At 65.6% G+C, this 25,685-nt stretch carries 26 protein-coding genes; 14 read left to right on the top strand and 12 right to left on the bottom strand.

Annotated features, from left to right (window positions below):
• Positions 1 to 10: 10 nt before the first annotated feature.
• The 8 genes from GQE99_RS09620 to guaA form a co-directional block, all read right to left on the bottom strand.
• Positions 11 to 634 carry a TetR/AcrR family transcriptional regulator gene (locus tag GQE99_RS09620; RefSeq protein WP_161351371.1) on the bottom strand — a complete coding sequence of 208 codons (624 nt, stop codon included), beginning with the start codon at positions 632 to 634 and terminating at the stop codon, positions 11 to 13.
• A 1-nt stretch (position 635) separates the two neighbouring features.
• A complete protein-coding gene (ppk2, locus tag GQE99_RS09615) occupies positions 636 to 1,505 on the bottom strand; it encodes a polyphosphate kinase 2 (protein ID WP_161351370.1) in 870 nt (289 codons plus the stop codon).
• A gap of 32 nt (positions 1,506 to 1,537) precedes the next feature.
• Complete coding sequence (locus GQE99_RS09610; protein ID WP_161351369.1) at positions 1,538 to 2,485, bottom strand: alpha/beta fold hydrolase; 948 nt, start codon at positions 2,483 to 2,485, stop codon at positions 1,538 to 1,540.
• Positions 2,469 to 3,386, bottom strand: a complete 918-nt coding sequence (gene metA, locus GQE99_RS09605) for a homoserine O-acetyltransferase MetA (protein WP_161351368.1) — start codon at positions 3,384 to 3,386, stop codon at positions 2,469 to 2,471. Before metA ends, GQE99_RS09610 begins: the two co-directional genes overlap by 17 nt.
• Before the next feature lie 41 nt (positions 3,387 to 3,427).
• Entirely contained in the window at positions 3,428 to 4,288 is an 861-nt protein-coding gene (locus tag GQE99_RS09600) for an ATPase (protein ID WP_161351367.1), read from the bottom strand.
• Positions 4,289 to 4,343: 55 nt separating this feature from the next.
• A complete protein-coding gene (locus GQE99_RS09595; RefSeq protein ID WP_161351366.1) occupies positions 4,344 to 5,252 on the bottom strand; it encodes a DMT family transporter in 909 nt (302 codons plus the stop codon).
• Between the two features lie 504 nt (positions 5,253 to 5,756).
• A complete protein-coding gene (locus tag GQE99_RS09590) occupies positions 5,757 to 6,527 on the bottom strand; it encodes an FkbM family methyltransferase (protein WP_161351365.1) in 771 nt (256 codons plus the stop codon).
• Positions 6,528 to 6,738: 211 nt separating this feature from the next.
• Positions 6,739 to 8,310, bottom strand: coding sequence for a glutamine-hydrolyzing GMP synthase (gene guaA / locus GQE99_RS09585; RefSeq protein ID WP_161351364.1), 1,572 nt, complete (start codon positions 8,308 to 8,310; stop codon positions 6,739 to 6,741).
• A 132-nt stretch (positions 8,311 to 8,442) separates the two neighbouring features.
• On the opposite strand from guaA, the gene GQE99_RS09580 reads away from it, so the two are divergent.
• Together GQE99_RS09580 and GQE99_RS09575 are read left to right on the top strand one after the other, a co-directional pair.
• Positions 8,443 to 8,931 carry a cupin domain-containing protein gene (locus tag GQE99_RS09580; protein WP_161351363.1) on the top strand — a complete coding sequence of 163 codons (489 nt, stop codon included), beginning with the start codon at positions 8,443 to 8,445 and terminating at the stop codon, positions 8,929 to 8,931.
• A gap of 106 nt (positions 8,932 to 9,037) precedes the next feature.
• Positions 9,038 to 10,594, top strand: coding sequence for a trimethylamine methyltransferase family protein (locus tag GQE99_RS09575; RefSeq protein WP_161351362.1), 1,557 nt, complete (start codon positions 9,038 to 9,040; stop codon positions 10,592 to 10,594).
• Here the strand turns inward: GQE99_RS09575 and GQE99_RS09570 are convergent.
• Entirely contained in the window at positions 10,585 to 10,878 is a 294-nt protein-coding gene (locus tag GQE99_RS09570; protein WP_161351361.1) for a DUF6477 family protein, read from the bottom strand. The two genes, GQE99_RS09575 and GQE99_RS09570, sit on opposite strands and share 10 nt — an antisense overlap.
• A 236-nt stretch (positions 10,879 to 11,114) precedes the next feature.
• Here GQE99_RS09570 and GQE99_RS09565 point away from each other — a divergent pair, with 236 nt between their 5' ends.
• On the top strand, positions 11,115 to 12,206 hold the full coding sequence (locus GQE99_RS09565) for a DUF6456 domain-containing protein (protein ID WP_161351360.1): 1,092 nt from the start codon (positions 11,115 to 11,117) through the stop codon (positions 12,204 to 12,206).
• Positions 12,207 to 12,217: 11 nt separating this feature from the next.
• Here GQE99_RS09565 and GQE99_RS09560 read toward each other — a convergent pair whose 3' ends face one another.
• A complete protein-coding gene (locus tag GQE99_RS09560; protein ID WP_161351359.1) occupies positions 12,218 to 12,568 on the bottom strand; it encodes a hypothetical protein in 351 nt (116 codons plus the stop codon).
• A 218-nt stretch (positions 12,569 to 12,786) separates the two neighbouring features.
• Here GQE99_RS09560 and GQE99_RS09555 point away from each other — a divergent pair, with 218 nt between their 5' ends.
• The 8 genes from GQE99_RS09555 to GQE99_RS09520 all read left to right on the top strand — a co-directional run bounded on the left by GQE99_RS09555 (position 12,787) and on the right by GQE99_RS09520 (position 21,225).
• Positions 12,787 to 13,821 (top strand): ATP-binding protein, encoded by a 1,035-nt coding sequence (locus tag GQE99_RS09555; RefSeq protein WP_161351522.1) that lies wholly within the window; start codon positions 12,787 to 12,789, stop codon positions 13,819 to 13,821.
• Positions 13,822 to 13,959: 138 nt separating this feature from the next.
• Positions 13,960 to 14,994: a substrate-binding domain-containing protein gene (locus GQE99_RS09550; RefSeq protein WP_161351358.1), complete on the top strand. Its 1,035-nt coding sequence runs from the start codon at positions 13,960 to 13,962 to the stop codon at positions 14,992 to 14,994.
• Between the two features lie 102 nt (positions 14,995 to 15,096).
• Complete coding sequence (gene pstC, locus GQE99_RS09545) at positions 15,097 to 16,569, top strand: phosphate ABC transporter permease subunit PstC (RefSeq protein ID WP_161351357.1); 1,473 nt, start codon at positions 15,097 to 15,099, stop codon at positions 16,567 to 16,569.
• Positions 16,566 to 17,894, top strand: a complete 1,329-nt coding sequence (pstA, locus tag GQE99_RS09540) for a phosphate ABC transporter permease PstA (protein ID WP_161351356.1) — start codon at positions 16,566 to 16,568, stop codon at positions 17,892 to 17,894. The genes pstC and pstA overlap by 4 nt, the downstream gene beginning before the upstream one ends.
• 22 nt (positions 17,895 to 17,916) lie before the next feature.
• Positions 17,917 to 18,714: a phosphate ABC transporter ATP-binding protein PstB gene (gene pstB, locus GQE99_RS09535; protein WP_161351355.1), complete on the top strand. Its 798-nt coding sequence runs from the start codon at positions 17,917 to 17,919 to the stop codon at positions 18,712 to 18,714.
• Positions 18,715 to 18,727: 13 nt separating this feature from the next.
• Entirely contained in the window at positions 18,728 to 19,453 is a 726-nt protein-coding gene (gene phoU, locus GQE99_RS09530; protein ID WP_161351354.1) for a phosphate signaling complex protein PhoU, read from the top strand.
• Positions 19,450 to 20,139 (top strand): phosphate regulon transcriptional regulator PhoB, encoded by a 690-nt coding sequence (gene phoB, locus GQE99_RS09525; RefSeq protein WP_161351353.1) that lies wholly within the window; start codon positions 19,450 to 19,452, stop codon positions 20,137 to 20,139. Before phoU ends, phoB begins: the two co-directional genes overlap by 4 nt.
• 240 nt (positions 20,140 to 20,379) lie before the next feature.
• Complete coding sequence (locus tag GQE99_RS09520; RefSeq protein ID WP_161351352.1) at positions 20,380 to 21,225, top strand: helix-turn-helix transcriptional regulator; 846 nt, start codon at positions 20,380 to 20,382, stop codon at positions 21,223 to 21,225.
• A 264-nt stretch (positions 21,226 to 21,489) separates the two neighbouring features.
• On the opposite strand, the gene tsf is transcribed toward GQE99_RS09520, so the two are convergent.
• Positions 21,490 to 22,365 (bottom strand): translation elongation factor Ts, encoded by an 876-nt coding sequence (tsf, locus tag GQE99_RS09515; protein ID WP_161351351.1) that lies wholly within the window; start codon positions 22,363 to 22,365, stop codon positions 21,490 to 21,492.
• An 88-nt stretch (positions 22,366 to 22,453) separates the two neighbouring features.
• The gene (rpsB, locus tag GQE99_RS09510; RefSeq protein WP_161351350.1) at positions 22,454 to 23,227 is read right to left on the bottom strand and encodes a 30S ribosomal protein S2; all 774 of its coding nucleotides are present in this window, start codon (positions 23,225 to 23,227) and stop codon (positions 22,454 to 22,456) included.
• A gap of 265 nt (positions 23,228 to 23,492) precedes the next feature.
• Here rpsB and GQE99_RS09505 point away from each other — a divergent pair, with 265 nt between their 5' ends.
• The 3 genes from GQE99_RS09505 to GQE99_RS09495 are packed head-to-tail and all read left to right on the top strand — an operon-like array spanning position 23,493 to position 25,684.
• The gene (locus GQE99_RS09505) at positions 23,493 to 23,828 is read left to right on the top strand and encodes a cupin domain-containing protein (protein ID WP_161351349.1); all 336 of its coding nucleotides are present in this window, start codon (positions 23,493 to 23,495) and stop codon (positions 23,826 to 23,828) included.
• 51 nt (positions 23,829 to 23,879) lie between these two features.
• On the top strand, positions 23,880 to 24,773 hold the full coding sequence (locus tag GQE99_RS09500; RefSeq protein ID WP_161351348.1) for a PfkB family carbohydrate kinase: 894 nt from the start codon (positions 23,880 to 23,882) through the stop codon (positions 24,771 to 24,773).
• Positions 24,770 to 25,684, top strand: coding sequence for a pseudouridine-5'-phosphate glycosidase (locus GQE99_RS09495; RefSeq protein ID WP_161351347.1), 915 nt, complete (start codon positions 24,770 to 24,772; stop codon positions 25,682 to 25,684). The genes GQE99_RS09500 and GQE99_RS09495 overlap by 4 nt, the downstream gene beginning before the upstream one ends.
• Position 25,685 lies beyond the last annotated feature (1 nt).

Below are 25,685 nucleotides of genomic sequence, written 5' to 3'. Positions count from 1 at the left end.
TGAAAGGCGGTCAGCTGTCCGAACGGATGAGGCCGAGGCCGCGCAGGTAGACGCCGATCCCGGATTCGAGCAGGTCTTCGGGCGGGAAGGGCGACTTGGTGCCGGGAGAGCCGCGGGCGAAGAGTTCCACCACGCCGTGGCTCATCGCCCAGACATGGGCCGAGACCATGCGCGCGGGCGGGCGCCTTTCGGGCGGCAGTTCGGCCATGAGGTCGTTGGCCGCCTTGTCGAGTACCCCGAGCGCGCGGTTGGCCACGTGGGCGAGTTCGGGCGAGCGATTGATCGAGATGCCGCTTTCGAACATCGAGATGTAATGGCCCGGGAAGCGGCGGGCGAAGGCCAGGTAGGCGCGCCCGGTGGCCTCGAAGCTGGCCAGGGCCGAGGGCTGGCCCTTGGCATAGGCATGTTCCATCAGGTCCGCGAAGATCTCGTAGCCCTGGCGCGCGGCCTCGGCGATGAGCGCGTCGCGCCCGTCGAAATGGCGGTAGACCGCCGCCGGGGTGACGCCGGCCTGCTTGGCGGCCTCCGACAGGGTGAAGCCGGTGGGGCCCTTTTCCTCGATCAGCGTCAGGGCCGCCTCGACCAGCGCCTGGCGCAGGTTGCCATGGTGATATCCGCGTTTCTTTGCGGGCAAGTCAGCGCTCCCAGGTGTCGAGCCCGCCCGCGATCTTCGGGTCGGGGGCGCAGGCCACGTCGTGGCGTTTGCCTTGGTAATCAATGCCTTGCAGGACGGTCTTGATGGCCGCGAGCCGTGCGCGGCGCTTGTCGTCCGACCGGATGATCGTCCAGGGGGCATAGGGAAAGTGCGAATTGGCGAAGGTTTCCGCGATGGCGTCGGAATAGGCCTGCCAGCGGTTCAGCCCTTCGACGTCGATCCACGAGAGTTTCCAGTGCTTTAGGGGGTCATGTTCACGTTTCAGGAAACGGCGCAGTTGCTCGGCACGCCCGACGTTGAGCCAGATCTTCACGAGGTGGATGCCCTCGTCGACCAGCATGTGCTCGAACTCCGGCAACTGGCGAAAGAAGGCGGCGCGCTGCGGGCCGGTGCAGAAGTCGAAGACCTTCTCGACCACGCCGCGGTTGTACCAGGAGCGGTCGAACAGGACCATCTCACCCGCGGTGGGCAAGTGCCTGACATAGCGTTGGAAATACCATTCGCCGGCCTCCCGGTCGGACGGTTTGGGCAGCGCCACGACGCGCGCGACGCGGGGGTTCAGGTTCTCGCGGATGCGCTTGATCGTGCCGCCCTTGCCGGCCGCGTCGCGCCCCTCGAAGACCACCACGACGCGCTTGCCCGTGGCCTTCACGTCCGCCTGCAGCTTGGCGAGCTCCAGTTGCAGCGCGTAGAGCGTATCCTCGTAGTCGTCCTTGTCCATGCGGTCGTCGTAGGGATAGGACGGGTCGAGCACGACATTCTTGTCGGCGGTCTCGATCGCCGCGCGGATCTCCTTGGGGGCGCTCTCCTTGTAGAACGTCGAGATCGCCCCGTTGTGGGGAAGCTCCATGCGCACCTCCGTTGCCTGTCCGGCCAGTATGGCTATTTGACCCCGGCGCGCAACGCCGCGCGGTCGATGGCGGCGATGGTTTCGTCGCGTGCCACGTGGTGGGGCATGTGGCCCACGCCGTCCAGCACGGTGAGGTTGCCGTTCTGCACCTCGTCGACCAAGGGCTCGGAGTGGATGGACAGGCCCACGGTGGTATCGGCGGTGCCGTGGATCACCTCGACGGGGACCGAGACCTCGCCATAGCGCTTCTGCTGCTCTTCGAGGTGGTGAAGAAGCTCGTGGCGCTGCTGGGCGTTGGCCTTGAACTGCTCGGGCAGCAGGATGATCCCGGGCGCGATGGCGCGGGCATACCCGTCAGGCATCGGGTTCGGGGCGAAGACCGCGTCGATTTGCCGGGCCAAGTAGTTCCTGGGCAGCCAGGCCGAGATCAGGTGCGACAACACCGGGCCGATCACGGGTTGGGCGAGTGCAGCGTAGAGCTTGTCGCGCGGACCCGGCCAGGGATGCGTCGCGCCCGCGATCGAGACGACGGCGGAGAGCGCGTCGGGGTGGTTCACCGCCCAGTTCATCGCCACGGCCCCGCCGAAGCTCTGGCCCGCGACCACCGGCGCCTCGACGCCCAGCTTGGCGGCGGCCGCGACCAGGAGCGCGGTCTGCGCGCTCAGCGTCACGTCGTTGGGGGCCAGCGGCGGCGTGTAGCCAAGACCGGGGCGGTCGAAGATGGTGACGCGGTAGCGCTCGGCCAGCTTCGGCGCGATGTCGAACATCCAGTCGCGGGTCGACCCGGAGGCGCCGTGCAGCAGCACGAGGTCCGGGCCGGCGCCGATCTGGACGTAATGGACGGGATGGTCGTCGACCTCGACGAACTGGCCCTGCGGCGGGTAGTCCCGATGGGCGGCGCGCCGGCGGTCCTCGACGCGGATCATCGTGGCGAAGCCTGCCACGGCGATGATGACGAGAACGCTAAGTGCCAATTTCATCGAGATCGAAGGGCGTCGACTGGTAGATCATGTTGATCCAGTTGCCGTAGAGCAGATGGGCATGGCTGCGCCACCGGTTCTTGGGCGGTTTCGTGGGATCGTCGTCGGGATAGTAGTTGATCGGCACCTCGATGGGCGTGCCCGCCTCGACGTCGCGGTCGTATTCCTGCTTCAGCGTGTCCGAGTCGTACTCGAAGTGATTGAAGATGTAGAGCGCGCGGTGCCCCGGATCCTCGACGAGGCAGGGCCCCGTCTCGGGCGAGCCGAGCAGGGTGGTCAGGCCGGGGGCGGCGTCGATTTCGTCCTGTTTCATCTCGGTCCATCGGCTCACGGGAATGACGAAGCTGTCCGAGAAGCCACGCAGGTAGGGCGAATTCGGTTTCAGGTTCTCCTGCGGAAAACAGCCGAAGCTCTTTTCGCCCAGCATGTGTTTGTTCACGCCGTGGAAGTGATAGATCATCGCCATGCCGCCCCAGCACACGCCGAAGGTGGAATGCACGTGGGTCTGGGTCCAGTTCATGACCTCGACCATTTCGTCCCAGTAGGTGACTTCCTCGAAGGGCAGGTGCTCGATCGGGGCGCCGGTGATGACGAGCCCGTCGAACTTCTCGTCCTTCACCTCCTGGAAGGTGCGGTAGAAGGTGCCGAGATGCTCCTCGGGCGTGTTCTTCGAGGCGTGTTCGGTCATGCGGATCAGCGTGAGCTCGATCTGGAGCGGCGTCGCCCCGATCAGGCGCGCGAACTGCGTCTCGGTCTGGATCTTCTTGGGCATCAGGTTGAGAAGCCCGATGCGCAGCGGCCGGATGTCCTGGCGCGATGCCTCGTTCTCCCGCATGACCATGACGCCCTCGTGCGTGAGCACGTCGGCGGCAGGCAGGTCGGCGGGGATCTTGATGGGCATCGTAAGGCTCCGGTTCGGGAAGTTTCGATTTAGTCCGTGGGTCAGCGCGCCTCAAGGGCGTTGGCGATCAGGTCTTCGACATCGGCCGGCGTCTTCACCCGGGCCACGTCGTCGGCCCGGACGGTGACGCCCCAGTTGCGCGCCATCGCGGCATAGAGCGGCTGGCGGTGATGCAGCGCCTTGGCATAGGTCGCGCGCATGAAATCGTCGGGGTCGACCGCATCGGGGGCCACGTCCTTTTCCGCGAGGTACGCGTCCCAGCAGGCCTGAAGGAATTCGGGCTGGTAATACATCGGCTTGGGCGCCCGGATGAAGCGACGGATGAGCTCTTCGGTATGCGCCTCGGAGCCCTCGATCCAGACCATGAGAAGGTTGTCGGAGAGCGCGGTGAGCACCGGGTCGTCGGGATCGTCCGGATTCACCACCTCGCAGATCGAGCCGCCGGAATCGCACACGAAGTTCTCGTAACCGTAAAGCGACTTGGCGCGCGCGATGAAGCGCACGGTGTCGAGGAGCGCCGCGATCTCGGCATCGCGGTGCTGGACCTGGCGCTCCATGTATTCCTCGAAGGGCAGGCCGCCCTTGGCCGGGTCGCCGGGCTTGCCCAGGTAGGTCGACAGCGGCGCGAGGTTCTCGAACGTGATGTTGGAGGCGATGTAGACGCTGTCGGTCAGCAGAAGCTCCCGCAGGAAAGGGTTCTTCATCGCCTCGCGCTTGAAGTTGTCCGAGATCAACTCGCCCATGTAACGGGTGCCGATACGGTAGTCGACGGAGTAGTGGAACCACTCCCCCTCGTCGCGCAGCATGTTGGACAGGTGCGTCTTGCCAAGGCCCGACATGCCGAAGAAGAGCACCTTCTTCGCATGGGCCGCGCGCCAGTCCTGTGCGGTGTCGTAGATCATGCCGTCCCTCGTTGGTCGCAGCGCTTGGTAGCGGGCAGGCGGAGGCGGGGCAAGATCAACGCGCTTCGCGCACGCTGGCGCGGATGTTGATCCAGTTCGCCGTGAGGATCAGCGCAGCCCCCGCGACCACCGCGAGTTCAAGCTTTTCGCTGTAGAGCAACCACCCGATCGCGGCGATGAGCGGCAGACGCGCGAAGTCGATGGGCATCACCACGGTCGCCGGGGCGAGCCGCAGCGCGCTGGTCAGGCAGAAGTGGGCCATGAGCCCCGCGAACCCGATGATGACGAGCCAGGGGGCCGACACGGCGGTCGGAAGTGCCATGTCCCCATCCATCGCGGCCATGACGAGCCCGAAGGCCGCCTGCATCGTGGTGAGGAAGAAAAGGATCGCGGCAAGGGTCTGGGTCCGCGTGAGCCTGCGCGTGAAGACGGCAGAGCCGGCGAACCCGATGGCCGCACCGAGGGCCGCGAGCACGCCGGGCGTCAGCGTCACCGCGAAGGGGCGCGTGACGACGAGGATGCCCACGAATCCCACGAAGGCCGCGAAGGCGCGGGGCCGCGTGATGCGTTCGCCCAGGAAGATGGGCGACATCGCCAGCACCCAGAGCGGCGAGGTGAACTCGAGCGCGAAGACCTGGGCCAGGGGGATCACGCTCACCGCGAAGAACCACAGGTTCTGGCCGGTAAAATGCGCCACGTTGCGCACGAAATGCAGGCCGATCTGCCCGGTCCCGATCTCGCCCCAGCGGCGGGTCGCGGTGATGGCGCCTGCGACGATCAGGATGCCGACGCAGGAGCGGTAGAACATGATCTCGAACGTGTCGTGGTCGAGGCTGATCTCGCGCCCCGCCACGGCCATCGTCGAGAAACAGGCGAGCGCCCCCAGCATCCACAAGGCGGCGGCGAGGACGGGATTGACCGGCGCGGACTTGGGTCCGGTCTTGCGGGACTCGTAAGACGACATGCGCGCGACATTGCCCCGGGCGCGCCGGGGCGGCAAGTCAGATGACCATCCACGCACCCAGAACGGCCACGGCCGGGATGACCAGCATCGCGGTAAGCGGTCCGACTTTCTGATAAGGCTTCTTCAACGCGTAGCAAGCGCCGCATTGATCCCCGTACAAACGCATGCGGTGACCGCAGGCGCGGCACCTGAATACTCTGACCACCATGGTCCTGACCCCAAGCTTGCCACTCTCGTCGATGCCGCTTTCAAGCGGTGGCTGAGTGGCCCCCAAAATTCACCTCGCAATATATTCAAAATAGCTGGTTCGTTTTTCTTTCGAAAGCTCAATGGGTTATTGGGCCGACGATTTATTGTGCAGTTTTGTACATTTGTCCGATCTGGATATCCTTTCGAACGTCGGGTGATTTGCCGATTACTACCGGGGGTTGCGGGGCGAAATCACAAGACCGCTAAGAGGGTCCGGCGCAATCCGCGCGTCGACGAATCGTCGAACGCCGCGACTCAGTTGTCGGATGCCACCTCGTCCCGCCGGACGAAGAACTGCGTGATGACGGCCGAACCGACGGCCTGGTAGCCGTGCTTCAGGATCAGCCGCGCCTCCGGGCTCTCAAGGCATCGCGCCAGGTCGTTACCGTGGATTTCCACGGCGATCACGGAGGGCCGGAAGCGGTCGAAGTCGAGGGTTTCGAGGATTTCAAGCTCGGCGCCCTCCACGTCGACATTGAGGACGTCGATCTTCTCCACCCCGGCCCGCGACAGTGCATGGTTCAGGTTCACTTGCCGGTGGGTGACCTTGTCGAACCCGCCCGCGTCATCCGGATACTTGGTGCTGACCAGGGACTGGTCGCCGGTGGACGCCGCCGGGATGAAGAAATCGACTTCGACACCGTCCTCGGCCCCGACCACCGCGTTTACGAAGGTGTCGCGCGGGCGCCGGCGGCGAAAGGACCGTTGGGTGCGGGTCGAGGGATCGAAGACGACGCCCGACCAGCCGCGGCGGTAGAGCAGGTAGGTGACGGAATGATCGACGGCATCGAAGGCGCCCACGTCGACATAGACGCCCGGCTCCCGCACATCCCGGCCCAGCACACGCGTGAGAATCCGGTCGAGGATCAGGTCTTCACCTTGCTGGGCGAAGGAGCGTTTCAGCTTCGCCTTGGTGAGATGCGGGACGGACACCCGGCCGATCGCATGGTCAAGGGCCTGCGCGCCGACCAGCGTTCGAAGCGTGGTGGCAGCGCCCTTGAGGGCAGGGCGGAGCGCTGCCCTCAATCCTGGCGGAAGGGTCGTCCAGACGCGTTTCAGAGGCGGGTCGAGGGATGCCATACGATGCCCTTCACGGGTTGCCGACGGCCAAGCCGGATCAACGCAAGCGCGAAACGATTGGCCCATGAGCACACGTTAAAGGCGAACGGCCAATGAAATCAATCATTGGCCGCATTCCAAGATCCGAAAGAGAAGGGGCATCACGCTGGGGCGTGGATCACTCCCACTCGATGGTTCCCGGGGGTTTCGAGGTGATGTCGTAGGTCACGCGGTTGATGCCCTGCACCTCGTTGATGATCCGCGTGGCGGTCTCGCCAAGGAAATCGTGGCTGAACGGATAATAATCCGCCGTCATGCCGTCGACGCTTGTCACCGCGCGCAGCGCGCAGGCGTAGTCGTAGGTCCGGCCGTCGCCCATGACGCCCACCGTGCGCACCGGCAGGATCGCCACGAAGGCCTGCCAGATCTCGTCGTAGAGCCCGTGCTTGCGGATCTGGTCGATGTAGACCGCATCCGCCTTGCGCAGGATGTCGAGCTTGTCGCGCGTGATCTCGCCGGGGCAGCGGATGGCGAGGCCGGGGCCGGGGAAGGGATGGCGGCCGATGAAGCTCGCCGGCAGGCCCAGTTCGTGGCCCAGCGCGCGCACCTCGTCCTTGAAAAGCTCGCGCAGCGGTTCGACCAGCTTGAGCCCCATCTTCTCAGGCAGGCCGCCCACGTTGTGGTGGCTCTTGATCGTGACCGACGGGCCGCCCGAGAAAGAGACGGATTCGATCACGTCCGGGTAGAGCGTACCCTGGGCCAGGAAATCGGCGTCATCGATCTCACTCGCGTATTTCTGGAACACGTCGATGAAGAGGCGTCCGATCGTCTTGCGCTTCTCCTCGGGGTCCGAAACGCCTTCGAGTTCGCCCAGGAAGAGATCGCTCTCGTCGGCGTGGATCAGCTTCATGTTGTAATGGTCGCGGAACATCGTGACCACTTCCTCGGCTTCGTGGAGCCGGAGAAGCCCGTGGTCGACGAAGACGCAGGTCAGCTGGTCGCCGATCGCTTCGTGGAGCAGGACCGCCGTCACCGAGCTGTCCACGCCGCCCGACAGGCCGCAGATCACGTGCGCATCGCCCACCTGTTCGCGAATCTTCTTGATCGCCTCATCGCGGTAGGCGTCCATCGTCCAGTCGCCCTTGAAGCCCGCATCGCGCACGAAGTTCTCGTAGAGCGTCTTGCCGTTCGGGGTGTGGTGCACCTCGGGGTGGAACTGCACGGCGTAGAAGCGGCGCTCCAGATCGGCGGTAATCGCGAAGGGGGCGTTCGGCGAAGTGCCGAAGACCTTGAAGCCTGGCGCGATCTTCGAGACGTGGTCGCCGTGGCTCATCCAGACCTGTTCGCGCCCGGTCCCGTCCATGAACCAGCCGTTCAGCACGTCGATGCGCTCTTCGGTCGGCGTGACCCAGGCGCGGCCGAATTCGGCGGTGCCGTGGCCGCGCAGAACCTCGCCCCCCAGCATGTGCATCATGACCTGCTGGCCGTAGCAGATCCCCAGGATCGGCACGCCGAGGTCGAAGACGCTCTCGGGCGGCCGGGGCGAGCCTTCGTCGATGACGCTGGCCGGTCCCCCGGAGAAGATCACGGCTTTCGGCGCGAAGTCCTTTAGGAACGCGTCGGTCACGTTCTGGTAGGGGTGGATTTCGCAATACACGTTCAGCTCGCGCAGGCGGCGCGCGATCAGCTGCGTCACCTGGCTGCCGAAATCGATGATAAGGAGGCGGTCGTGGGCGGATGTCTCGATCATGGGGCGTGATTATTCCCGTGATCGCGGGCTGGCAAGCGCCAAAGGGGGGCTGTCTGCCCCCCTGACGGCAAATCCTTGCGGATTTGTCGTCTCCCCCCGAAGGTACTTGGGAAACGAAGAAGGGAGCATGTCATGAGTGACGACGTCTATCTTGTCCCCGCCGAGGAGATCGCGGCGATGGAGGGGCTCTCGAAGTCCCACTTTCTCAACGACAACGCGAAACGGGTGAACAAGTCGCTCGGCGACCTCACCGGGCTCACCGGCCTGGGCTTCCACATCATCGAGGTTCAGCCGGGTCACGAGACGACGGAGCATCACGTACATTACTACGAGGACGAATGCGTCTACGTGCTGGCGGGCCAGGGTACCGCGCATATCGGCGACAAGGCGCTGCCGATCGGGCCGGGCGATTTCCTGGGCTACCGCAAGGCCGGACTCGCGCATTCGATCGAGAACAGCGGGGACGAGGTCCTGCGCTGCATCGTGGCGGGCGAACGCAACGATCACGACGTGGGCGATTACCCGCGCCGGGGCAAGCGGATGTTCCGCAACGCGGGCCGGCCGTGGAACGTGGTCGACTTCGACGACATCCGGGAGCCGACCGGGGCGGGGAAGAAATGAGCCGTCTTCCCGGCGTCGGTTTCAGGCGCAAAAGGTCGTAAATCCTCCGCACCGCTGCACACACGCGCGTTATCAGATGGCAGGAACACGCGCACGGAGATGCAGGATGGGCGAAGCAGCAGCGACCGATGGTAAGCGTCGGCGGGCGCGGGGAGGCGGCGGCGCGGCGCGCCGGGCCGAACGCACCGCGACGAGTTTCGACACGGCCCCGACGATCCGGCGCAGGACGCCGACGCTCGATATCCTGAGCGAGGAGACGCTGGCGCTGATCGAGGCGAACGCCGAGACGGTGCTCGAGGAGATCGGGGTGAGCTTCCCGGAGAACCCCGGCGCCCTGGCGCGCTGGCGCGAGGCCGGGGCGGATGTGCGCGGCGAGCGGGTCCATATCCCGAAAGGGCTGGCGCGCAAGCTGTGTGAAGCGGCGCCCTCGAACTTCACCCACCACGCCCGCAACCCGGAGCGTTCGGTCGAGATCGGCGGCAACAACCTGGTCTTCGCCCCGGTCTATGGCCCGCCCTTCGTGCGCGACCTCGACGGCGGACGCCGCTACGGCACCATCGAGGATTTCCGCACCTTCGTGAAACTGGGCTACATGTCGAAATGGCTCCACCTGTCGGGCGGCACGGTTTGCGAGCCCACCGACGTGCCGGTGAACAAGCGGCACCTCGACATGCTGATGGCGCACATGACGCTGTCGGACAAACCCTACATGGGCGCCGTGACCGACAAGGACTGGGCCAAGGACTGCGTGTCGATGTCCAAGGTGCTCTTCGGGGACGCGTTCGTCGACCAGAACGCCGTGATGACCTCGCTCATCAATATCAACTCGCCGCTCACGTTCGATTCCGTGATGATGGGCACGCTCGAGGTCTATGCCGCCGCCAACCAGGCCTGCATCATCTCGCCCTTCATCGTGGGCGGCGCGATGGCGCCGGTGTCGGTCGTGGGCACGCTCACGCAGGTGCTGGCCGAGGTGATGGCGGGTGTCGCCTATTCCCAGCTCGTCCGACCCGGCGCACCGGTCATCTTCGGGGCCTTCGTGACCTCGATCGACATGAACTCGGGCGCGCCCACCTTCGGCACGCCGGAGGCGAGCCAGATCACGATGGGGGCCGGTCAACTGGCCCGCCGGATGGGGCTGCCGTTCCGGTCCGCCGGGGGGTTCACCGGCGCGAAGCTGCCCGATGCGCAGGCCGGCTACGAGAGCGCCAACAGCCTCCAGATGGGGATGAACGCGGGCGTGAACTTCATGCTGCATGCCTGCGGCTGGCTTGAAGGCGGGCTTGTGGCGAGTTTCGAGAAATTCGTCATGGATGCCGACCAGCTGGGCACGATCCACAAGTTCGCGGCCGGGGTGCCCGACGACGAGAACGCCCAGGCGATGGACGCGATCCGCGAAGTGGGGCCGGGCGGGCATTACCTGGGCTGCGCCCATACGCAGGCGAACTTCAAGACGGCCTTCTGGCGTTCGGAGCTTCTCGACTACAAGCCGTTCGAGACCTGGTCCGAGGAGGGCGCGCGCGACACCGCCGTGCTGGCGGCCGAGAAGGTGCGTTCGATGCTCTCGAAATACGTGGAGCCGGCCATCGACCCCGGTATCCGCGAGGCGTTGAACGCCTTCGTCGCCAAGCGCAAGGAAGAGATGCCGGACGCCTACACGTAAGCTGCGTCGGCCCGCGCGAGGGCGGTTTCCACCATCAGCGCGGCAAGCACCTCCACGTGACGCGCCGGGGCGTAGGTCCCGTCCTGCGCCCGGCGCACCGCGTCCAGCACGGCCTCCTGCGCGACGAGTTCGGCGATGAGGCGGTGCACGGCAGGCGGCGGCGTATCCCCGAGAATGCGTTTCAGGTCACGGTCACGCCGGTAGTCTGCGCAGGCATGGCGCGCGGCCGTGACCAGGATGCGGGGGCGGCGCAGGGGCGGCAAGATGGGCGTTTCGCAGGTCATGGAACCTCCTTCGGTTGCGATTCGCCCGTTTGTCACACAACCCAAGCGGGTGTTGCGTGCGCGGTCCGATCACCGCGCGCTGCGTTTGGCGCCCATTATCCTGAAAGGGTTGATGGTGGCAGGACAGATGAGAGCCTGTGGATAAATTCGCCATTTGATCGTTGCCTGTGGATAAAGACTCGCTCTAAGGTTGTGGTGTTTCCGTTAAGGAAACAATCCCGGCAAAAGGAGATGTCATGCAGAGTTCAGCACCGCGCACCTCCGGAGGGCAGGATCGGGTCCCGGACTGGGTGCCGCTCGGCATTCGCGCCTATCTCGACCATGTCGAGGGCGGGCAGTCCTATCGCCATGTCGCCCGGCAGCACGGGGTGCACGCGTCCACCGTGATGCGCCAGGTGCAGCGCACCGAATGTCTGCGCGACGATCCCCTGGCAGATGCGGCTCTCAGGTCACTTGAAACGCTCTGGCGCGGCCAAGGCCGTCCGGGCGGGTCACGCCGGGACGGAGGCATCGCACGGATGGATCGCACACCGAGAGATCAGGAGAAACTGGACCGCGACACGCTCAGGGCGCTGCGCGCGTTGACCGAGCCGGGGGCGATGCTGGTCATCGCCGACGGGATCGAGGAGGCCGTGATCGTGAAGTCGGGGCCGGACGACCGGCCGGTGCGGCGCGCGGTGGTGTCGCGCGACGTGGCCGAGATCCTCGCGCTCAAGGAATGGATCGAGGGGCGCACGAAGGGAAAGCTGGCCCGGTACACGATCACGCCGGCGGGGCGGACCGAACTGGGCCGGCTGGTGGCACGCTCGGAGTCGCGCCAGGTCGCGCTCAACGAGGGTGGGGTCGACGGCCCGTGCGGGGTGCGGCCGCGGATGCGCAGCGCGGGGGCTGAGGCACCGCTCAGGGTTCTGGCCCGGCGCAAGAGAAACGACGGTGCGGCGTTCCTGACGCCTGAGATGGTGCGCGCGGCTGAGCGGTTTCGCGAAAGCCACGAAATCGCGCGGGCCGGGGGCGTGCTGGGCGATGACGCGCAAGCGCTGCTCGCGGGACGGGTTCATGTGCCCACGCCCGATCCGGATGGAACAGGCGCGGTCAGGCCCAGGCAGCACGCCGCGCTCGAAAGCCTGTTGAAGGCGCTCCGGACGCTCGGCCCGGACCTGGGCGAGGTCGCGATCCTCGCCTGCTGCAACGAGACGGGGATGGAAGACATCGAAAGCCGGCTCGAATTCCCCGCGCGCTCCGGCAAGATCGTGTTGCGCATCGCGTTGGCGACGCTCGTGCGCCACTACGCCCGGGTGGGCGACGAAGGTCAGGACATGATCTACTGAGCCCGGTGGGCTCAGTTTGCGTGATCGTCGCGCGTGGGTGTCACAACCAGCACATCGAAATCGAGCTCCGGGTAGGACCGGCCGATTTCGCTGATCACCATTTCGGGGCGCGGGATATCCTCGGCGAAGACCCGGTAGCGGCCATTGAAGCCGCCCGCGGTCAAGAGCTGGGCCACCTCGACACAGTCGAAGCCGGGAGTGACCAGCGGCGACAGCACGACGTCGGGCTGGTAATTGTCGAGGAAATCCGATGTCAGCCCCTGGAAGTCTATGAAATGTGTCCCGGGGACTTCCTGTACCGTTTCTTCGTCCTGCTCGAATGGTGCGGCGCCGATGGCGAGCACACGCAGGCTGGTTTTCAATGTCTGTTCCGAAGTTGAGACCCAATCGTCCGTCTTCGCTTTGAGTAGTTTTCCCATAATCCGGTCGAAAACCCCGTCGCTAATTTCCGGGGAGTCATCTATCCATGTCACGCATTTGTAGTATGAGCGGATTTTAATCCGATTGCCAAGGTTCGGCGCGAAAAAGAACGCGGGCGTCGGGAAAAGAACGCGGCGTCGCAAGGGGATAAGGTGACATGATGCATGCGACGGGACCGGAAAGCTTCATTCGCGCGATCCCGATGCCCTGCGCGGTGATCGGCAACGACGCGCGGGTCTCGGCGCTCAATGCGGCCGCGGAATCCCTGTTCGGCACCGGGCTGCTCGGACGCCATTACGCGGCGGTGTTCCGTCAGCCCGCGCTCCTTGCACGGATCGAATCCGCGCTTGCATCAAGACGGCCCGCGCAGGCGCGCCACGTCTCGTCGAACCAGGCGCGCGACCGGATGTTCGACGTCACGATCACGCCGCTCGAGGACAGCCGGGGCGCGATCCTCGCCTTCAACGATGTCACCGCGCTCGAGGAAGCGGGCGAAATGCGCTCGGAATTCGTGGCGAACGTGAGCCATGAACTGCGCACGCCGCTCACCGCGATCAGCGGGTTCATCGAAACCCTGCGCGGCCCCGCACGCGAGGATGCGGCGGCGCGCGACCATTTCCTCGAGATCATGGAGAGCGAGGCGCGGCGCATGCACCGGCTGGTCGACGACCTGTTGTCTCTGGCGAAGGTCGAGGACACCGAGCGTATGCGACCGACCGAGAAACAGGACATCGCGGATCTCGTGCGCCACGCGGCCGACAATCTCAGCGGCCTGGCCGCGGAACGGGACGTGTCGCTGACGCTCGAGGGCTGCGATGCGCCCGCGCTGGCGCCCGCGGACCCGGACCAGATCACCCAGGTCTTCACCAACCTGATCGAGAACGCGATCAAGTACGGCGGCAAGGATGGCAAGGTGACGGTGACGCTGACCAGGGTCGAACGCGACCCGCGGCTGCGGGGCCCCGGGCTGATCATTGCCGTCTCGGATACCGGCGAGGGGATCGACGAGCGCCACCTGGGGCGGCTTACCGAACGCTTCTACCGGGTGGACGACCACCGTTCGCGCGGGATGGGCGGCACGGGGCTGGGCCTTGCCATCGTGAAGCACATTCTCAACCGTCACCGCGGTCGGCTGCGCATCGAGAGCACGCCGGGGCAGGGGAGCCGGTTCAGCGTGGCCCTGCCGACCGGTTGACGGAACCGGGGAAATTTCCCGGGCGTTGTTACAAGACTGTTACAAGCCTGTCACAAAACCATTGAGGACTCACCCTAGGCAGGCGCCCAGTGCGTCACGGGGTGTGGCGCCTGCTGCAAACCAAACCAGGAGACATGCATGTCCTTTGCGAAACTGACCGCCTCCTCGCTGGCGATCGCCGCCGTATCCGCAACCGCCGCCGTCGCCCAGTCTCGCGACAACGTGCAGGTTGCCGGCTCGTCGACCGTTCTTCCCTACGCGTCGATCGTGGCGGAAGCCTTCGGCGAGAACACCGACTTCCCGACCCCGGTCGTGGAATCGGGCGGCTCCTCCGCGGGTCTCAAGCGCTTCTGCGAAGGCGTGGGCGAGAACACCATCGACGTGGCCAACGCGTCGCGTGCCATCCGCGAATCCGAAATCGAGACCTGTGCCGAGAACGGCGTGACCGACATCATCGAAGTGCGCATCGGCTATGACGGCATCGTCTTCGCCAGCCAGCAGGACGGCCCGGCCTTCGACGCCTTCGTGCCCGCCGACATCTTCAACGCCATCGGCGCCCAGGTTCTGGTCGACGGCGAGATCGTCGAGAATCCCTACACCAACTGGTCCGAGTTCAACGCCGACCTGCCGGACGTCGAGATCGCCATGTTCATCCCCGGCACCAAGCACGGCACGCGTGAAGTGTTCGAGGACAAGGTTCTGCTCGAAGGCTGCGAAGCCACCGGCGCGATGGAAGCCATGATCGAAGGCGGCATGTCGGAAGACGACGCCGAGGACGCCTGCCTCGACGTGCGCACCGACGGCAAGTCGGTCGACATCGACGGCGACTACACCGAGACCCTGGCGCGCATCGACGCCAACCCGAACGGCATCGGCGTGTTCGGCCTCGCGTTCTACGAGAACAACACCGACAAGCTGAAAGTGGCGACCATGTCGGGCGTCGAGCCGACCACCGAGACCATCGCCTCCGGCGAATACCCGGTGTCGCGTCCGCTCTACTTCTACGTCAAGAAAGCCCACATCGGCGTGATCCCGGGCCTCAAGGAATACGCCCAGTTCTTCGTTGCCGACGAGCTGGCCGGCCCGAACGGCCCGCTGGCCAACTACGGCCTCGTGTCCGACCCCGAGCTTGCCGCGACGCAGGAGAAGGTTGCGAACGAAGAAACCATGTAATCCGGTCCGAAGACCCGATTACCGGGGGCGGCCTGTTTCGCCGCCCCCGATTTTCTTTTAGGACGTTCCCATACAGATCCTCAGAGGGAGACACGGGGTCCCATGCCTATCATCTGGCTCGTCTTGATCGTGGCGGCGATCGCGGGTGCCGGTTACGTCGCCGGCCGCGCCCGCGCCATGAGAAGCGTGGAGGGCGATCACCGCAAGCTCCACTCTCTGCCCAGCTATTACGGCTGGAACGTCGCGCTGAAGGCGATCGTGCCGGCCTTCATCCTGGCCGTGGCATGGCTCCTGATCCAGCCGCTCGTGGTCAGCTCGTCCGTCTCGGGCATGCTGCCGGAGGGTGCGATCCCCGAAAATTCGTCGCGCGGGCTCATCATGGCCGAGGTGCGGCGGGCGGCCGACGGGCTCGACATGGCGGTCGAGACCGGCTCGATCAGCCCGGAGGACGCCAGGAGCGACGCGGCCGAGGCCGCCGAGATTTCGCAGGTTCTCAAGGACTCTGGCGCGGTCGTCACCTCCGAGCTGACCGAGCCGATCCTGCGTGCCGCGCAGCGCTACCGGGCGCTCAATGCCACGGGCCATCTGCTGATGACCGGCCTCGTGATCCTTCTTTCGGTCATCGGTGCGCTCTGGGGCATCCGTGAAAGCCGCGGCGATTTCCGCGCCCGCAACACCGTCGAGAACGGCCTGCGCTCTCTCCTGATCGGGGCCGCCTCGATCGCGATCCTGACGACGCTTGGCATCGTGCTGTCGCTCGTCTTTAACACCATCGAATTCTTCCGGCTCTACCCGGCGGCCGACTTCTTCTTCGGCACCGAGTGGGCGCCGAGCTTCTCTGGCCGGGGCGGGTCGTCCGAGCTGGGCGTTCTACCGCTCCTATGGGGCACGTTCTACGTCTCCATCGTGGCGCTGGCCGTCGCGGTCCCCATCGGGCTTTTCGCCGCGATCTACCTGTCGGAATACGCCTCCAAGCGCGTGCGCTCGGTCGCCAAGCCGCTCCTCGAAGTGCTCGCGGGCATCCCGACCATCGTCTACGGCCTCTTCGCGCTCCTGACGGTCGGGCCGCTCCTGCTCGAGATCTTCGGCAAGGACGGGCTGGGCTGGATGCAGGCCGGCACGGCGGTGATGACCGCGGGGCTGGTCATGGGGATCATGCTGATCCCGTTCGTCTCGTCGCTGTCCGACGACATCATCAACGCCGTACCGCAGGCGATGCGTGACGGCTCCTACGGGCTGGGTGCCACGCAATCCGAGACCATCCGCCAGGTCGTTCTGCCGGCCGCGCTGCCGGGCATCGTGGGGGCGATCCTTCTGGCCGCCTCGCGCGCGATCGGCGAAACCATGATCGTGGTGCTCGGGGCAGGGGCCGCGGCCCGGCTCAGCCTCAACCCGTTCGAAGCGATGACCACCGTCACCGCCAAGATCGTGAGCCAGCTCACCGGCGACGCCGACTTCGCTTCGCCCGAAGCGCTGGTCGCCTTCGCCCTGGGCATGACGCTCTTCGTCATCACGCTGGGGCTCAACGTCCTGGCGCTCTTCATCGTGCGCAAATACCGGGAGCAGTACGAATGACCGACACAAGCATTCCGAAGGACGCCCCCCGCGCGAAGACGTCGATCCACCAGATCGACGCGCTCACCAAGAAGCGCAACGCGGCGGAGAAGCGGTTCAAGGCCTACGGCATGGCGGCCATCGGCATCGGGCTGTTCTTCCTGATCGTGCTCTTCACGTCGATCATCCGCTCGGGCGCGCCCGCCTTCACGCGGACCGTGCTCGAGGTCGACTTCACGCTGACCCAGGCGCAGTACGAAGAGGCGGAAGGCCAGCTCTTCAAGACGGCCGCCTATTCCGACTTCTTCATCGCCGAGCTCGAAGAGACGCTGACCGCCGACGGCATGTCCGTCGAGTTCGACGCGGACACGATCGAGCGTATCCTGGGCAAGGTCGGCGGCACGCTGCGCGAGTACTACCGCGCGAACGAGGACAAGTTGGGCGAGCCCGTGACCTTCAGCCTCGCCACGTCGTCGCGGGTCGACGGGTATTTCAACGGCCGCGTGACGCGCGACGGGCTCGAGGACAGCCGGTTCCTGATGGCCGCGGATCTCGACCTGGTCGACGCGCTCGAAGAGGCCGGGATCATCACGAGCGAATTCAACTGGCCCTTCATCACCGGCGCGGATTCCGGCGTGGACAACCCGGGCGGGGCAGGGATCGGGGCTTCGGTCGTGGGGTCGTTCTTCATGATGCTCGTGGTGCTCGCGCTGGCGTTGCCCATCGGCGTGGCTGCCTCGATCTATCTCGAGGAATTCGCGCCGCAGAACCGCTTCACCGACCTGATCGAGGTGAACATCTCGAACCTCGCGGCAGTGCCGTCGATCGTCTTCGGTATCCTGGGCCTCGCGGTGTTCATCCAGTTCATGCACCTGCCGCAATCCGCGCCGCTCGTGGGCGGCCTGGTTCTCACGCTGATGACGCTGCCCACCATCATCATCTCGACGCGCGCCGCACTGAAAGCCGTGCCGCCCTCGATCCGCGAAGCCGCCCTCGGCATCGGCGCCTCACGCATGCAGACGGTGTTCCACCACGTCCTGCCGCTGGCGATGCCGGGCATCCTGACGGGCACGATCATCGGCCTGGCGCAGGCGCTTGGCGAAACCGCGCCGCTGCTTCTGATCGGCATGGTCGGCTTCGTGGCGCGCGGCTATCCGGATGGCTTCCTGCAGGGCTTCGTGGAGCCCAACTCGGCGATGCCCGCCCAGATCTACACCTGGGCCGCGCGCGCGGATTCCGCCTTCTACGACAAGGCATGGGGCGGGATCATCATCCTGCTGATCTTCCTCATGTTCATGAACATCCTGGCGGTCATCCTGCGCCGCCGATTTGAGCGCCGCTGGTAACTCGAGCGTGGAGGACACTATGATGAAAGACAACGTGGACGCAAAAGTCGGGGTCAATGCGATGGACGTGAAATTCACCGCCAAGGACGTTCAAGTCTATTACGGCGACAATCACGCGATCAAGGACGTGTCGGTCGACATCCTCGACAAGACCGTGACCGCCTTCATCGGCCCGTCGGGCTGCGGCAAGTCGACCTTCCTGCGCTGCCTCAACCGGATGAACGACACGATCCCCATCGCGCGGGTCGAGGGTGACATCCGGCTCGACGGCGAGGACATCAACGCGCCCCAGGTGGACCCGGTCCAGCTGCGCGCGAAAGTCGGGATGGTGTTCCAGAAACCCAACCCGTTCCCCAAGTCGATCTACGACAACATCGCCTACGGCCCGCGCATCCACGGGCTGGCCAAGAACAAGGCCGACCTCGACGAGATCGTCGAGAAGAGCCTGCGGCGCGGCGCGATCTGGGACGAGGTGAAGGACCGCCTCGACGCGCCCGGCACGGGGCTCTCGGGCGGCCAGCAGCAGCGCCTGTGCATCGCGCGCGCCGTCGCGACCGAACCGGAGGTGCTTCTGATGGACGAGCCGTGCTCCGCGCTCGACCCGATCGCCACCGCGCAGGTCGAAGAGCTGATCGACGAGCTGCGGCAGGACTATTCGGTCGTGATCGTGACCCACTCGATGCAGCAGGCCGCCCGCGTGAGCCAGAAGACCGCGTTCTTCCACCTGGGCAATCTCGTGGAATACGACGACACGACGAACATTTTCACCAATCCGCAGGATACGCGGACGGAAAGCTACATCACCGGCCGTATCGGCTGAGGAGGGCACAGAGATGAACGATCCGCATATTGCAAAAGCCTTCGACCGCGACCTCGAAGCCATCCAGGCGCAGGTCATGAAGATGGGCGGGCTCGTCGAAGAGGCGATCCGCGAAGGGTCCAAGTCGCTCAAGAGCCGCGACGTGGAACTGGCCGAGAAGGTGCGCCGCGGCGACCGCCAGATCGACGAGCTGGAAGACCTGATCAACACGCAATGCGCCCAGGTGCTTGCCATCCGGCAACCGGCCGCGACGGACCTGCGCACCGTGCTGACGGTGATGAAGATCGCCGGCAACCTGGAGCGCATCGGCGACTACGCCAAGAACATGGCCAAGCGCACCGAGGTGCTGTCGCAGATGCAGCCGGTCGAAGGTGCCTCGAGCGCCATCCGCCGCATGTCGAAAGAGGTGGGGTCGATGCTGTCGGACGCGCTCGACGCCTACGTGCGCCGCGACGCGGAACTGGCCGAGGACGTGCGTCACCGCGACCTCGAGGTCGACCAGATGTACAACGCGCTGTTTCGCGAATTCCTCACCTTCATGATGGAAGACCCGCGCAACATCACGGCCTGCATGCACCTGCATTTCATCGCCAAGAACGTCGAACGCATGGGCGACCACGTCACCTCGATCGCCGACCAGGCCGTCTATCTCGCCACCGGCGAGATGCCCGACGACCCGCGTCCGAAGGACAACAAGGCCATCTACCGGGTCGAGGGGTTCGAAGAGGCTGACGAATGACGAGCGACAAACCCCTGGTGCTGCTCGTCGAGGATGAGCCGGCACAACGGGAGATCCTGCGCTACAACCTGTCGTCCGAGGGCTATGACGTGTCGATTGCCGAGAACGGTGACGACGCAATGGTGCTGGTCGACGAGATCGGGCCCGACCTGATCCTGCTCGACTGGATGCTTCCGGGCGTCTCGGGGATCGAGATCTGCCGGCGCGTGAAGACGCGGCGCGACACCTCGGACATACCCGTGATCATGCTCTCGGCGCGCTCTGACGAGATGGACCGGGTGAGGGGGCTCGAAACCGGGGCGGACGACTACATGGTCAAACCGTTCTCGGTGCAGGAGCTCATGGCGCGCATCCGCACGCAGCTTCGGCGCACGCGGCCGGCGGCCGTGGGCCAGCAGCTCGAATACGACGACATCATCCTCGACGGCGAAACCCACCGGGTCACGCGCGGCGGCGATCCCGTGAAGCTGGGGCCTACGGAGTTCCGGCTTCTGACGACCTTCATGGAGAAACCCGGTCGCGTGTGGAGCCGGGAGCAGCTTCTCGACCGGGTCTGGGGGCGCGACGTCTACGTCGACACGCGCACCGTGGACGTCCACGTCGGGCGGCTGCGCAAGGCGCTGTGCAAGAGCGGTGGGGAAGACCCGGTCCGCACGGTGCGCGGCACCGGCTACGCGCTCGGCTGAACGCCTGAACCGGAGGTATGGGATTCCACCATACGTTACGCGTATAATCAGTATTATGTAATATAAGGTGCCCAGTAACCCGGCGTAACCCATTGCAAATAGCAACACTTTTGCATTTTGTAGTGCACGCTTCGTAAAAAGATGCGCCCAGAGGTGGCTTTTTCAAACGGCAGATGACACGGTCATCTTGCATCGGGTTGCGGCGCTGTGCCGCCTCGTTCGCGACGGGAAGAGGATCAAATGCTTGAAGTACTCGAGCAGCTGGTGAAGGCAAACACGCTTCAGCAGGTCTGGCAGCTTCATTGTAATCGCATGGCGACCTTCGGGTTCGACCGGCTGATCTATGGCTACACACGGTTCGCCACGCCGAATTCGGTCGGCGAGCTGATGGATGCCGTGTTCCTCACGAACCACGATCCGGGCTACTTCGCGCAGTTCATCGAAGAGCGGATGTTCCTGCACGCCCCCCTCACCCGCTGGGCCCGTGAAAACGACAGCGGCTATTGCTCCTGGGGCGCGCTGTGGCAGCACCCGGAAGAGTTGACGCAAAAAGAGCTCGAGGTGATCGCCTTCAACCGCCAGATGGGCGTGACGGCCGGCTACACGGTCGCCGTTCCGACGCCGTCCGACCGGTCCCACGCGCTCTTCGCGCTGACCGGCCAGCCGGATCTCACCCAGGGCGACCTGGACGTGATCTGGGCGGACAAGGGCAAGGAGATCGAGGTGATGTGCAATCTCACGCACCTCAAGATCGCTTCGCTTCCCATTGAAACGAACCGCCCGAAGCTGTCGCGCCGGCAACTCGAGGTGCTGGAATGGGTCGCCGAGGGCAAATCGAACCAGGACGTCGCCACGATCATGGGCGTCTCCGTGCCCACGATCGAGAAGCACCTGCGCCTTGCGCGTGAAAAGCTGGGCGTGGACACCACCGCGCAGGCGATCGCGAAGATCACCTTCCTCAACCAGTTCCACGTGCGCAGTTCGAACGACAGCGGGTCGATGAAGCTCAACGACGAGGCCGACGAAGGTTCGGCCGTGAGCCGCCGGCTTCGGTCCAACGAATACACGTCTTCCGGCGCCCACTGAGGACGTCCGGTCATACCCACACCTTCGGATAAGGTACGGTTAACCTTACTGGAGTCCCGGCCTCAAATGCGAGAGTGTGTCTCCGTTCCGTGAGTGGTGGCATTATTGCCGTTGGAACACGGGATAGGGTCCCTGCGATTACAGGGCCACCCTGTCCCACCTTAAAAAAAGCCAAACAAGTTGCTGATAAAAAAGAAAAACCCGGCGCCGAAGCACCGGGTTTGACTGGTATGGGCCGGACCCCTGCCCGGCCTATCCGAAAGATTACGCGCCCGCGGCCTTGGCCACTTCGGCAGCGAAATCCTCTTCTTCTTTCTCGATGCCTTCGCCGACTTCCATGCGGATGAAGCCGGTGATCTCGGCGCCGGCTTCCTTGGCGGCTTCCTCGACGGTCAGGTCGGGGTTCACGACGAAGTTCTGGCCCAGGAGCGTCACTTCGCTCAGGAACTTCTTCATGCGGCCTTCGATCATCTTCTCGATCACCTGCTCCGGCTTGCCGGATTCACGGGCGATGTCGATCTGGATCTGGCGCTCTTTCTCGACCACGGAGGCGTCCAGCTCGGCTTCGTTCAGCGCGGCCGGGTTGGCGGCGGCCACGTGCATGGCGACCTGCTTGCCGAAGGCTTCGTCACCGCCGTTCATGGCGACGAGAACGCCGATCTTGCCCATGCCGTCGGTGGCGGCGTTGTGAACGTAGGACACGATGGTTTCGCCGGTCAGCTTCTCCATGCGGCGCACGCCCATGTTCTCGCCGATCTTGGCGACCGCGTCGGTGATCATGTCGGCCACGGCCTTGCCGTCCACGTCGGCGTTCTTGAGCGCTTCCACGTCGTCGAGCTTCAGGGCGGCATTCGCGATCTTGGCGACCATGCCCTGGAATTCGGCGTTCTTGGCGACGAAGTCGGTTTCCGAGTTCACCTCGACCGCGATCCCGGTGTTGCCCTCGACGGCGACGGCCACGAGGCCTTCGGCGGCGGTGCGGCCGGATTTCTTGGCGGCCTTGGCGAGACCCTTGGTGCGCAGCCAGTCGACCGCGGCATCCATGTCGCCGTCGTTCTCGGTCAGCGCTTTCTTGGCATCCATCATGCCCGCGCCGGTCATTTCGCGGAGTTCTTTCACTTGTGCGGCTGTGATCGCCATCTTGGCTCTCCTTCGTAGAATTCGGGGACCCGACGAAACGGGTCCGAGGGCGGTCTGCCCGCCCCCGGTATCAGGATTGTGACAGGGCTCAGCTTTCGGCCGATGCGTTCTCTGCCACGGCCTCTTCGGTGGGCGCTTCTTCAAGCGCGCCAACGTCGATGCCGGCCTGTTCCAGCTGACCGGCCATGCCGTCGAGCGCGGCGCGCGCGGCCAGGTCGCAGTAAAGCGCGATGGCGCGGGCGGCGTCGTCGTTGCCCGGGATGATGTAGTCGATGCCTTCCGGCGAGCAGTTGGAGTCGACCACGGCCACGACCGGGATGCCCAGCTTGTTGGCTTCCTTGACGGCCAGGTCTTCCTTCTTCACGTCGATGACGAAGAGAAGGTCGGGACGGCCGCCCATTTCGCGGATGCCGCCGAGCGACGCCTGCAGCTTGGCCTGGTCGCGTTCCATGCCCAGGCGCTCACGCTTGGTGAGACCCTCGGCACCGCCGGCGAGACGCTCGTCGTACTCTTTCAGGCGGTTGATCGACTGCGACACGGTCTGCCAGTTGGTCAGCGTGCCACCCAGCCAGCGGTGGTTCATGTAATACTGGGCCGACTTCTCGGCGGCTTCGGCGATCGGCGCGGAGGCCTGACGCTTGGTACCGACGAAGAGGATGCGGCCGTTCTTCGCCACGGTTTCGCGGATCACGTTGAGCGCGGCGTCCAGCATCGGGACGGTCTGCGTCAGGTCGAAGATGTGGATGCCGTTACGCTCACCGTAGATGAACTCGCCCATGCGGGGGTTCCAACGCTGAGTCTGGTGGCCGAAGTGAACGCCAGCTTCGAGCAGCTGACGCAGAGAAAATTCAGGGAGCGCCATGTCCTTGGTCCTTTCCGGTTTGCGCCTGAGCGGGGTCTTGAGGGTTCGCCATGCGTGCATGACGTTCCCAACCGGCGGACCTGACGGGATTTCTCCCCGCAAGGCCCAAACCCCGCCTGTGAAGTAGTCGGGCCATTACGGCTCTTCGGGCGCGAACGCAAGGGTTTTCGACGCATTTGCGCTTGTTTTCGCCGAGTGTCGGGTATGATCGGGTCGGGCGGCCCGGCCCAAGGGCCCGCCGACGGTGCATTCCCGGAGGACTCAGATGGATTACCCGCACTTCATCCGCGCGTTTCCCGCGCTCGACATACCCTTTCCCGAAGACGTGGTCGAGGCGCGCGCGATCCGCTCCGACGCCGGTTTGGTCGTGTTCTTCACCTTTCACCAGGATTTCGACCTGCCCGAACACAGCCACAAGGCGCAATGGGGCACGCTGGTGTCGGGCGAGCTCGAGATGACCATCGGGGGCGACACCCGCACCTACAGCCCCGGCGACAGCTGGGACCTGCCCTCGGGCGTGCCGCACAGCGCGCGGATCAAGGCGGGCGCGGTTGTGATCGACGTGTTCGAGGAGCCGGACCGCTATCCCATCAAGTCCTGACACGCGCCCTGCCCGCTTGCGGTTTTCCCGCCGGGTTGCCAAAAGCCGTTCATGAGCGACTCCCCTGATATTCTCTGCATCGGCAGCGTCCTGTGGGACGTGGTCGGTCGCACCGGGGCCGCGATGCGGCCGGGCAACGACATGCCGGGGCGCATCGTGCGCCTGCCCGGCGGCGTGGCGCTGAACATCGCGATGACGCTGAAGCGCTTCGGGCTGGCCCCCGCGCTTCTGTCCGCCGTCGGGACCGACCCCGAGGGCGAAGAGCTGATCGTGGCCTGCGACGACATGGGGCTCTTCACCGAGTATCTGCTCCGCGACGCGCGCCTGCCCACCGACAGCTATCTCGCGATCGAGGACCGGGGCGGGCTTGTCGCCGCGCTCTGCGATGCGCATTCGCTGGAAGAGGCCGGGGACCGCATCCTCGCGCCGCTCTTCGACGGTCGGCTGGGCTCGGAGGACGCGCCCTACCGGGGCGCCGTGGCGCTCGACGGGAACCTGACGGCGGCGCTTCTGACGGACCTCGCCCGTCACCCCGCGTTTCGTGACGCCGACCTGCGCATCGCGCCTGCGAGCCCGGGCAAGGCCACGCGGCTTGCTCCCCTGCTCGACCACCCCGGCGCCACGCTCTACGTCAACCTCGAAGAGGCCGGGCTGATCCTGGACCGCCGTTTCGACACCGCCCACGGCGCCGCGCAGGCGCTTGTGGAAGCCGGGGCGACGCGCGCGCTCGTCACCGACGGGTCGCGCCCCGCGGCCCTTGGCGACCAGGCGGGCACGATGAGCGAAACCCCGCCCCGCGTGCCGCAAAAGCGCGTCACCGGCGCGGGCGACACCTTCATGGCGGCCCATATCGCCGCCGAACTGCGCGGCGAGACCGGGGCCCCCGCGCTCCGGGCCGCCCTGGCAGCCGCCGCGCGCTACGTATCCGGAGAAGACGCGACATGATCGACATCACCTATTCCGACGAGGTCGCCCGCGCCCGCGAAAGCGGCGCGCCGCTCGTGGCGCTCGAGAGCACCATCATCACCCACGGGATGCCCTTCCCCCAGAACGTCGAGACCGCGCGCCGCGTCGAGGCCGAGATCCGCGCGGCGGGCGCGGTGCCGGCCACCATCGCGGTGATCGCGGGACGCCTGCACGTCGGGCTGAGCGACGAGGAACTCGACAGGCTCGCCCGGGCGCGCGACGTGGCAAAGCTGTCGCGCGCCGACCTGTCCGCCTGCATCGCAACTGGCGGGACCGGGGCCACCACGGTCGCGGCCACCATGATCGCCGCGCACCTTGCCGGGATCGAGGTCTTCGCCACCGGCGGAATCGGCGGCGTCCACCGGGGGGCCGAGACGAGCTTCGACATCTCGGCCGACCTCGCGGAACTGGCCACCACGCCGGTTACGGTCGTGGCGGCGGGCGCCAAGGCGATCCTCGACCTGCCCAAGACGCTCGAGGTGCTTGAAACGCAAGGCGTCCCGGTGATCGCGGTGGGCCAGGACGAGTTTCCGGCCTTCTGGTCGCGGGAATCCGGTCTTGCCGCCCCCCTCAGCATGGACACCGCGGAGCAGATCGCGCGTGCGGCGCGCACCCGCCGGGCGATGGGTCTGTCGGGCGGGCAGCTTGTCGCCAACCCGATCCCCGAGGCCGCCGAAATCCCCCGCGACGTGGTCGACCCGATCATCCGGGCAGCCCTGGAAGCCGCGGAGGCGGCCGGTGTGCGCGGCAAGGACGTGACGCCCTTCCTGCTCGACCACATCTTCACCGCGACCGAGGGCCGCTCGCTCGAGTCCAACATCGCGCTGGTCCTCAACAACGCGCGCCTGGGCGCTGAGATCGCCAAGGCGCTCACCACTTTGCCCGCGTGAC

The organism is Maritimibacter harenae (assembly GCF_009882975.1).
Taxonomy (GTDB): Bacteria; Pseudomonadota; Alphaproteobacteria; order Rhodobacterales; family Rhodobacteraceae; genus Maritimibacter; species Maritimibacter harenae.
Note: the sequence above shows the minus strand (reverse complement) of the source record. Positions and strands in the feature narration are given on the sequence as shown.

Coding starts and splice junctions, on each gene's coding strand:
- ppk2 (WP_161351370.1), bottom strand. CDS start 1,505: ATGGAGCTTCCCCACAACGGGGCGATCTCGACGTTCTACAAGGAGAGC.
- GQE99_RS09610 (WP_161351369.1), bottom strand. CDS start 2,485: ATGAAATTGGCACTTAGCGTTCTCGTCATCATCGCCGTGGCAGGCTTC.
- metA (WP_161351368.1), bottom strand. CDS start 3,386: ATGCCCATCAAGATCCCCGCCGACCTGCCTGCCGCCGACGTGCTCACG.
- GQE99_RS09600 (WP_161351367.1), bottom strand. CDS start 4,288: ATGATCTACGACACCGCACAGGACTGGCGCGCGGCCCATGCGAAGAAG.
- GQE99_RS09595 (WP_161351366.1), bottom strand. CDS start 5,252: ATGTCGTCTTACGAGTCCCGCAAGACCGGACCCAAGTCCGCGCCGGTC.
- guaA (WP_161351364.1), bottom strand. CDS start 8,310: ATGATCGAGACATCCGCCCACGACCGCCTCCTTATCATCGATTTCGGC.
- GQE99_RS09580 (WP_161351363.1), top strand. CDS start 8,443: ATGAGTGACGACGTCTATCTTGTCCCCGCCGAGGAGATCGCGGCGATG.
- GQE99_RS09575 (WP_161351362.1), top strand. CDS start 9,038: ATGGGCGAAGCAGCAGCGACCGATGGTAAGCGTCGGCGGGCGCGGGGA.
- GQE99_RS09570 (WP_161351361.1), bottom strand. CDS start 10,878: ATGACCTGCGAAACGCCCATCTTGCCGCCCCTGCGCCGCCCCCGCATC.
- GQE99_RS09565 (WP_161351360.1), top strand. CDS start 11,115: ATGCAGAGTTCAGCACCGCGCACCTCCGGAGGGCAGGATCGGGTCCCG.
- GQE99_RS09555 (WP_161351522.1), top strand. CDS start 12,787: ATGCATGCGACGGGACCGGAAAGCTTCATTCGCGCGATCCCGATGCCC.
- GQE99_RS09550 (WP_161351358.1), top strand. CDS start 13,960: ATGTCCTTTGCGAAACTGACCGCCTCCTCGCTGGCGATCGCCGCCGTA.
- pstC (WP_161351357.1), top strand. CDS start 15,097: ATGCCTATCATCTGGCTCGTCTTGATCGTGGCGGCGATCGCGGGTGCC.
- pstA (WP_161351356.1), top strand. CDS start 16,566: ATGACCGACACAAGCATTCCGAAGGACGCCCCCCGCGCGAAGACGTCG.
- pstB (WP_161351355.1), top strand. CDS start 17,917: ATGAAAGACAACGTGGACGCAAAAGTCGGGGTCAATGCGATGGACGTG.
- phoU (WP_161351354.1), top strand. CDS start 18,728: ATGAACGATCCGCATATTGCAAAAGCCTTCGACCGCGACCTCGAAGCC.
- phoB (WP_161351353.1), top strand. CDS start 19,450: ATGACGAGCGACAAACCCCTGGTGCTGCTCGTCGAGGATGAGCCGGCA.
- GQE99_RS09520 (WP_161351352.1), top strand. CDS start 20,380: ATGCTTGAAGTACTCGAGCAGCTGGTGAAGGCAAACACGCTTCAGCAG.
- tsf (WP_161351351.1), bottom strand. CDS start 22,365: ATGGCGATCACAGCCGCACAAGTGAAAGAACTCCGCGAAATGACCGGC.
- rpsB (WP_161351350.1), bottom strand. CDS start 23,227: ATGGCGCTCCCTGAATTTTCTCTGCGTCAGCTGCTCGAAGCTGGCGTT.
- GQE99_RS09505 (WP_161351349.1), top strand. CDS start 23,493: ATGGATTACCCGCACTTCATCCGCGCGTTTCCCGCGCTCGACATACCC.
- GQE99_RS09500 (WP_161351348.1), top strand. CDS start 23,880: ATGAGCGACTCCCCTGATATTCTCTGCATCGGCAGCGTCCTGTGGGAC.
- GQE99_RS09495 (WP_161351347.1), top strand. CDS start 24,770: ATGATCGACATCACCTATTCCGACGAGGTCGCCCGCGCCCGCGAAAGC.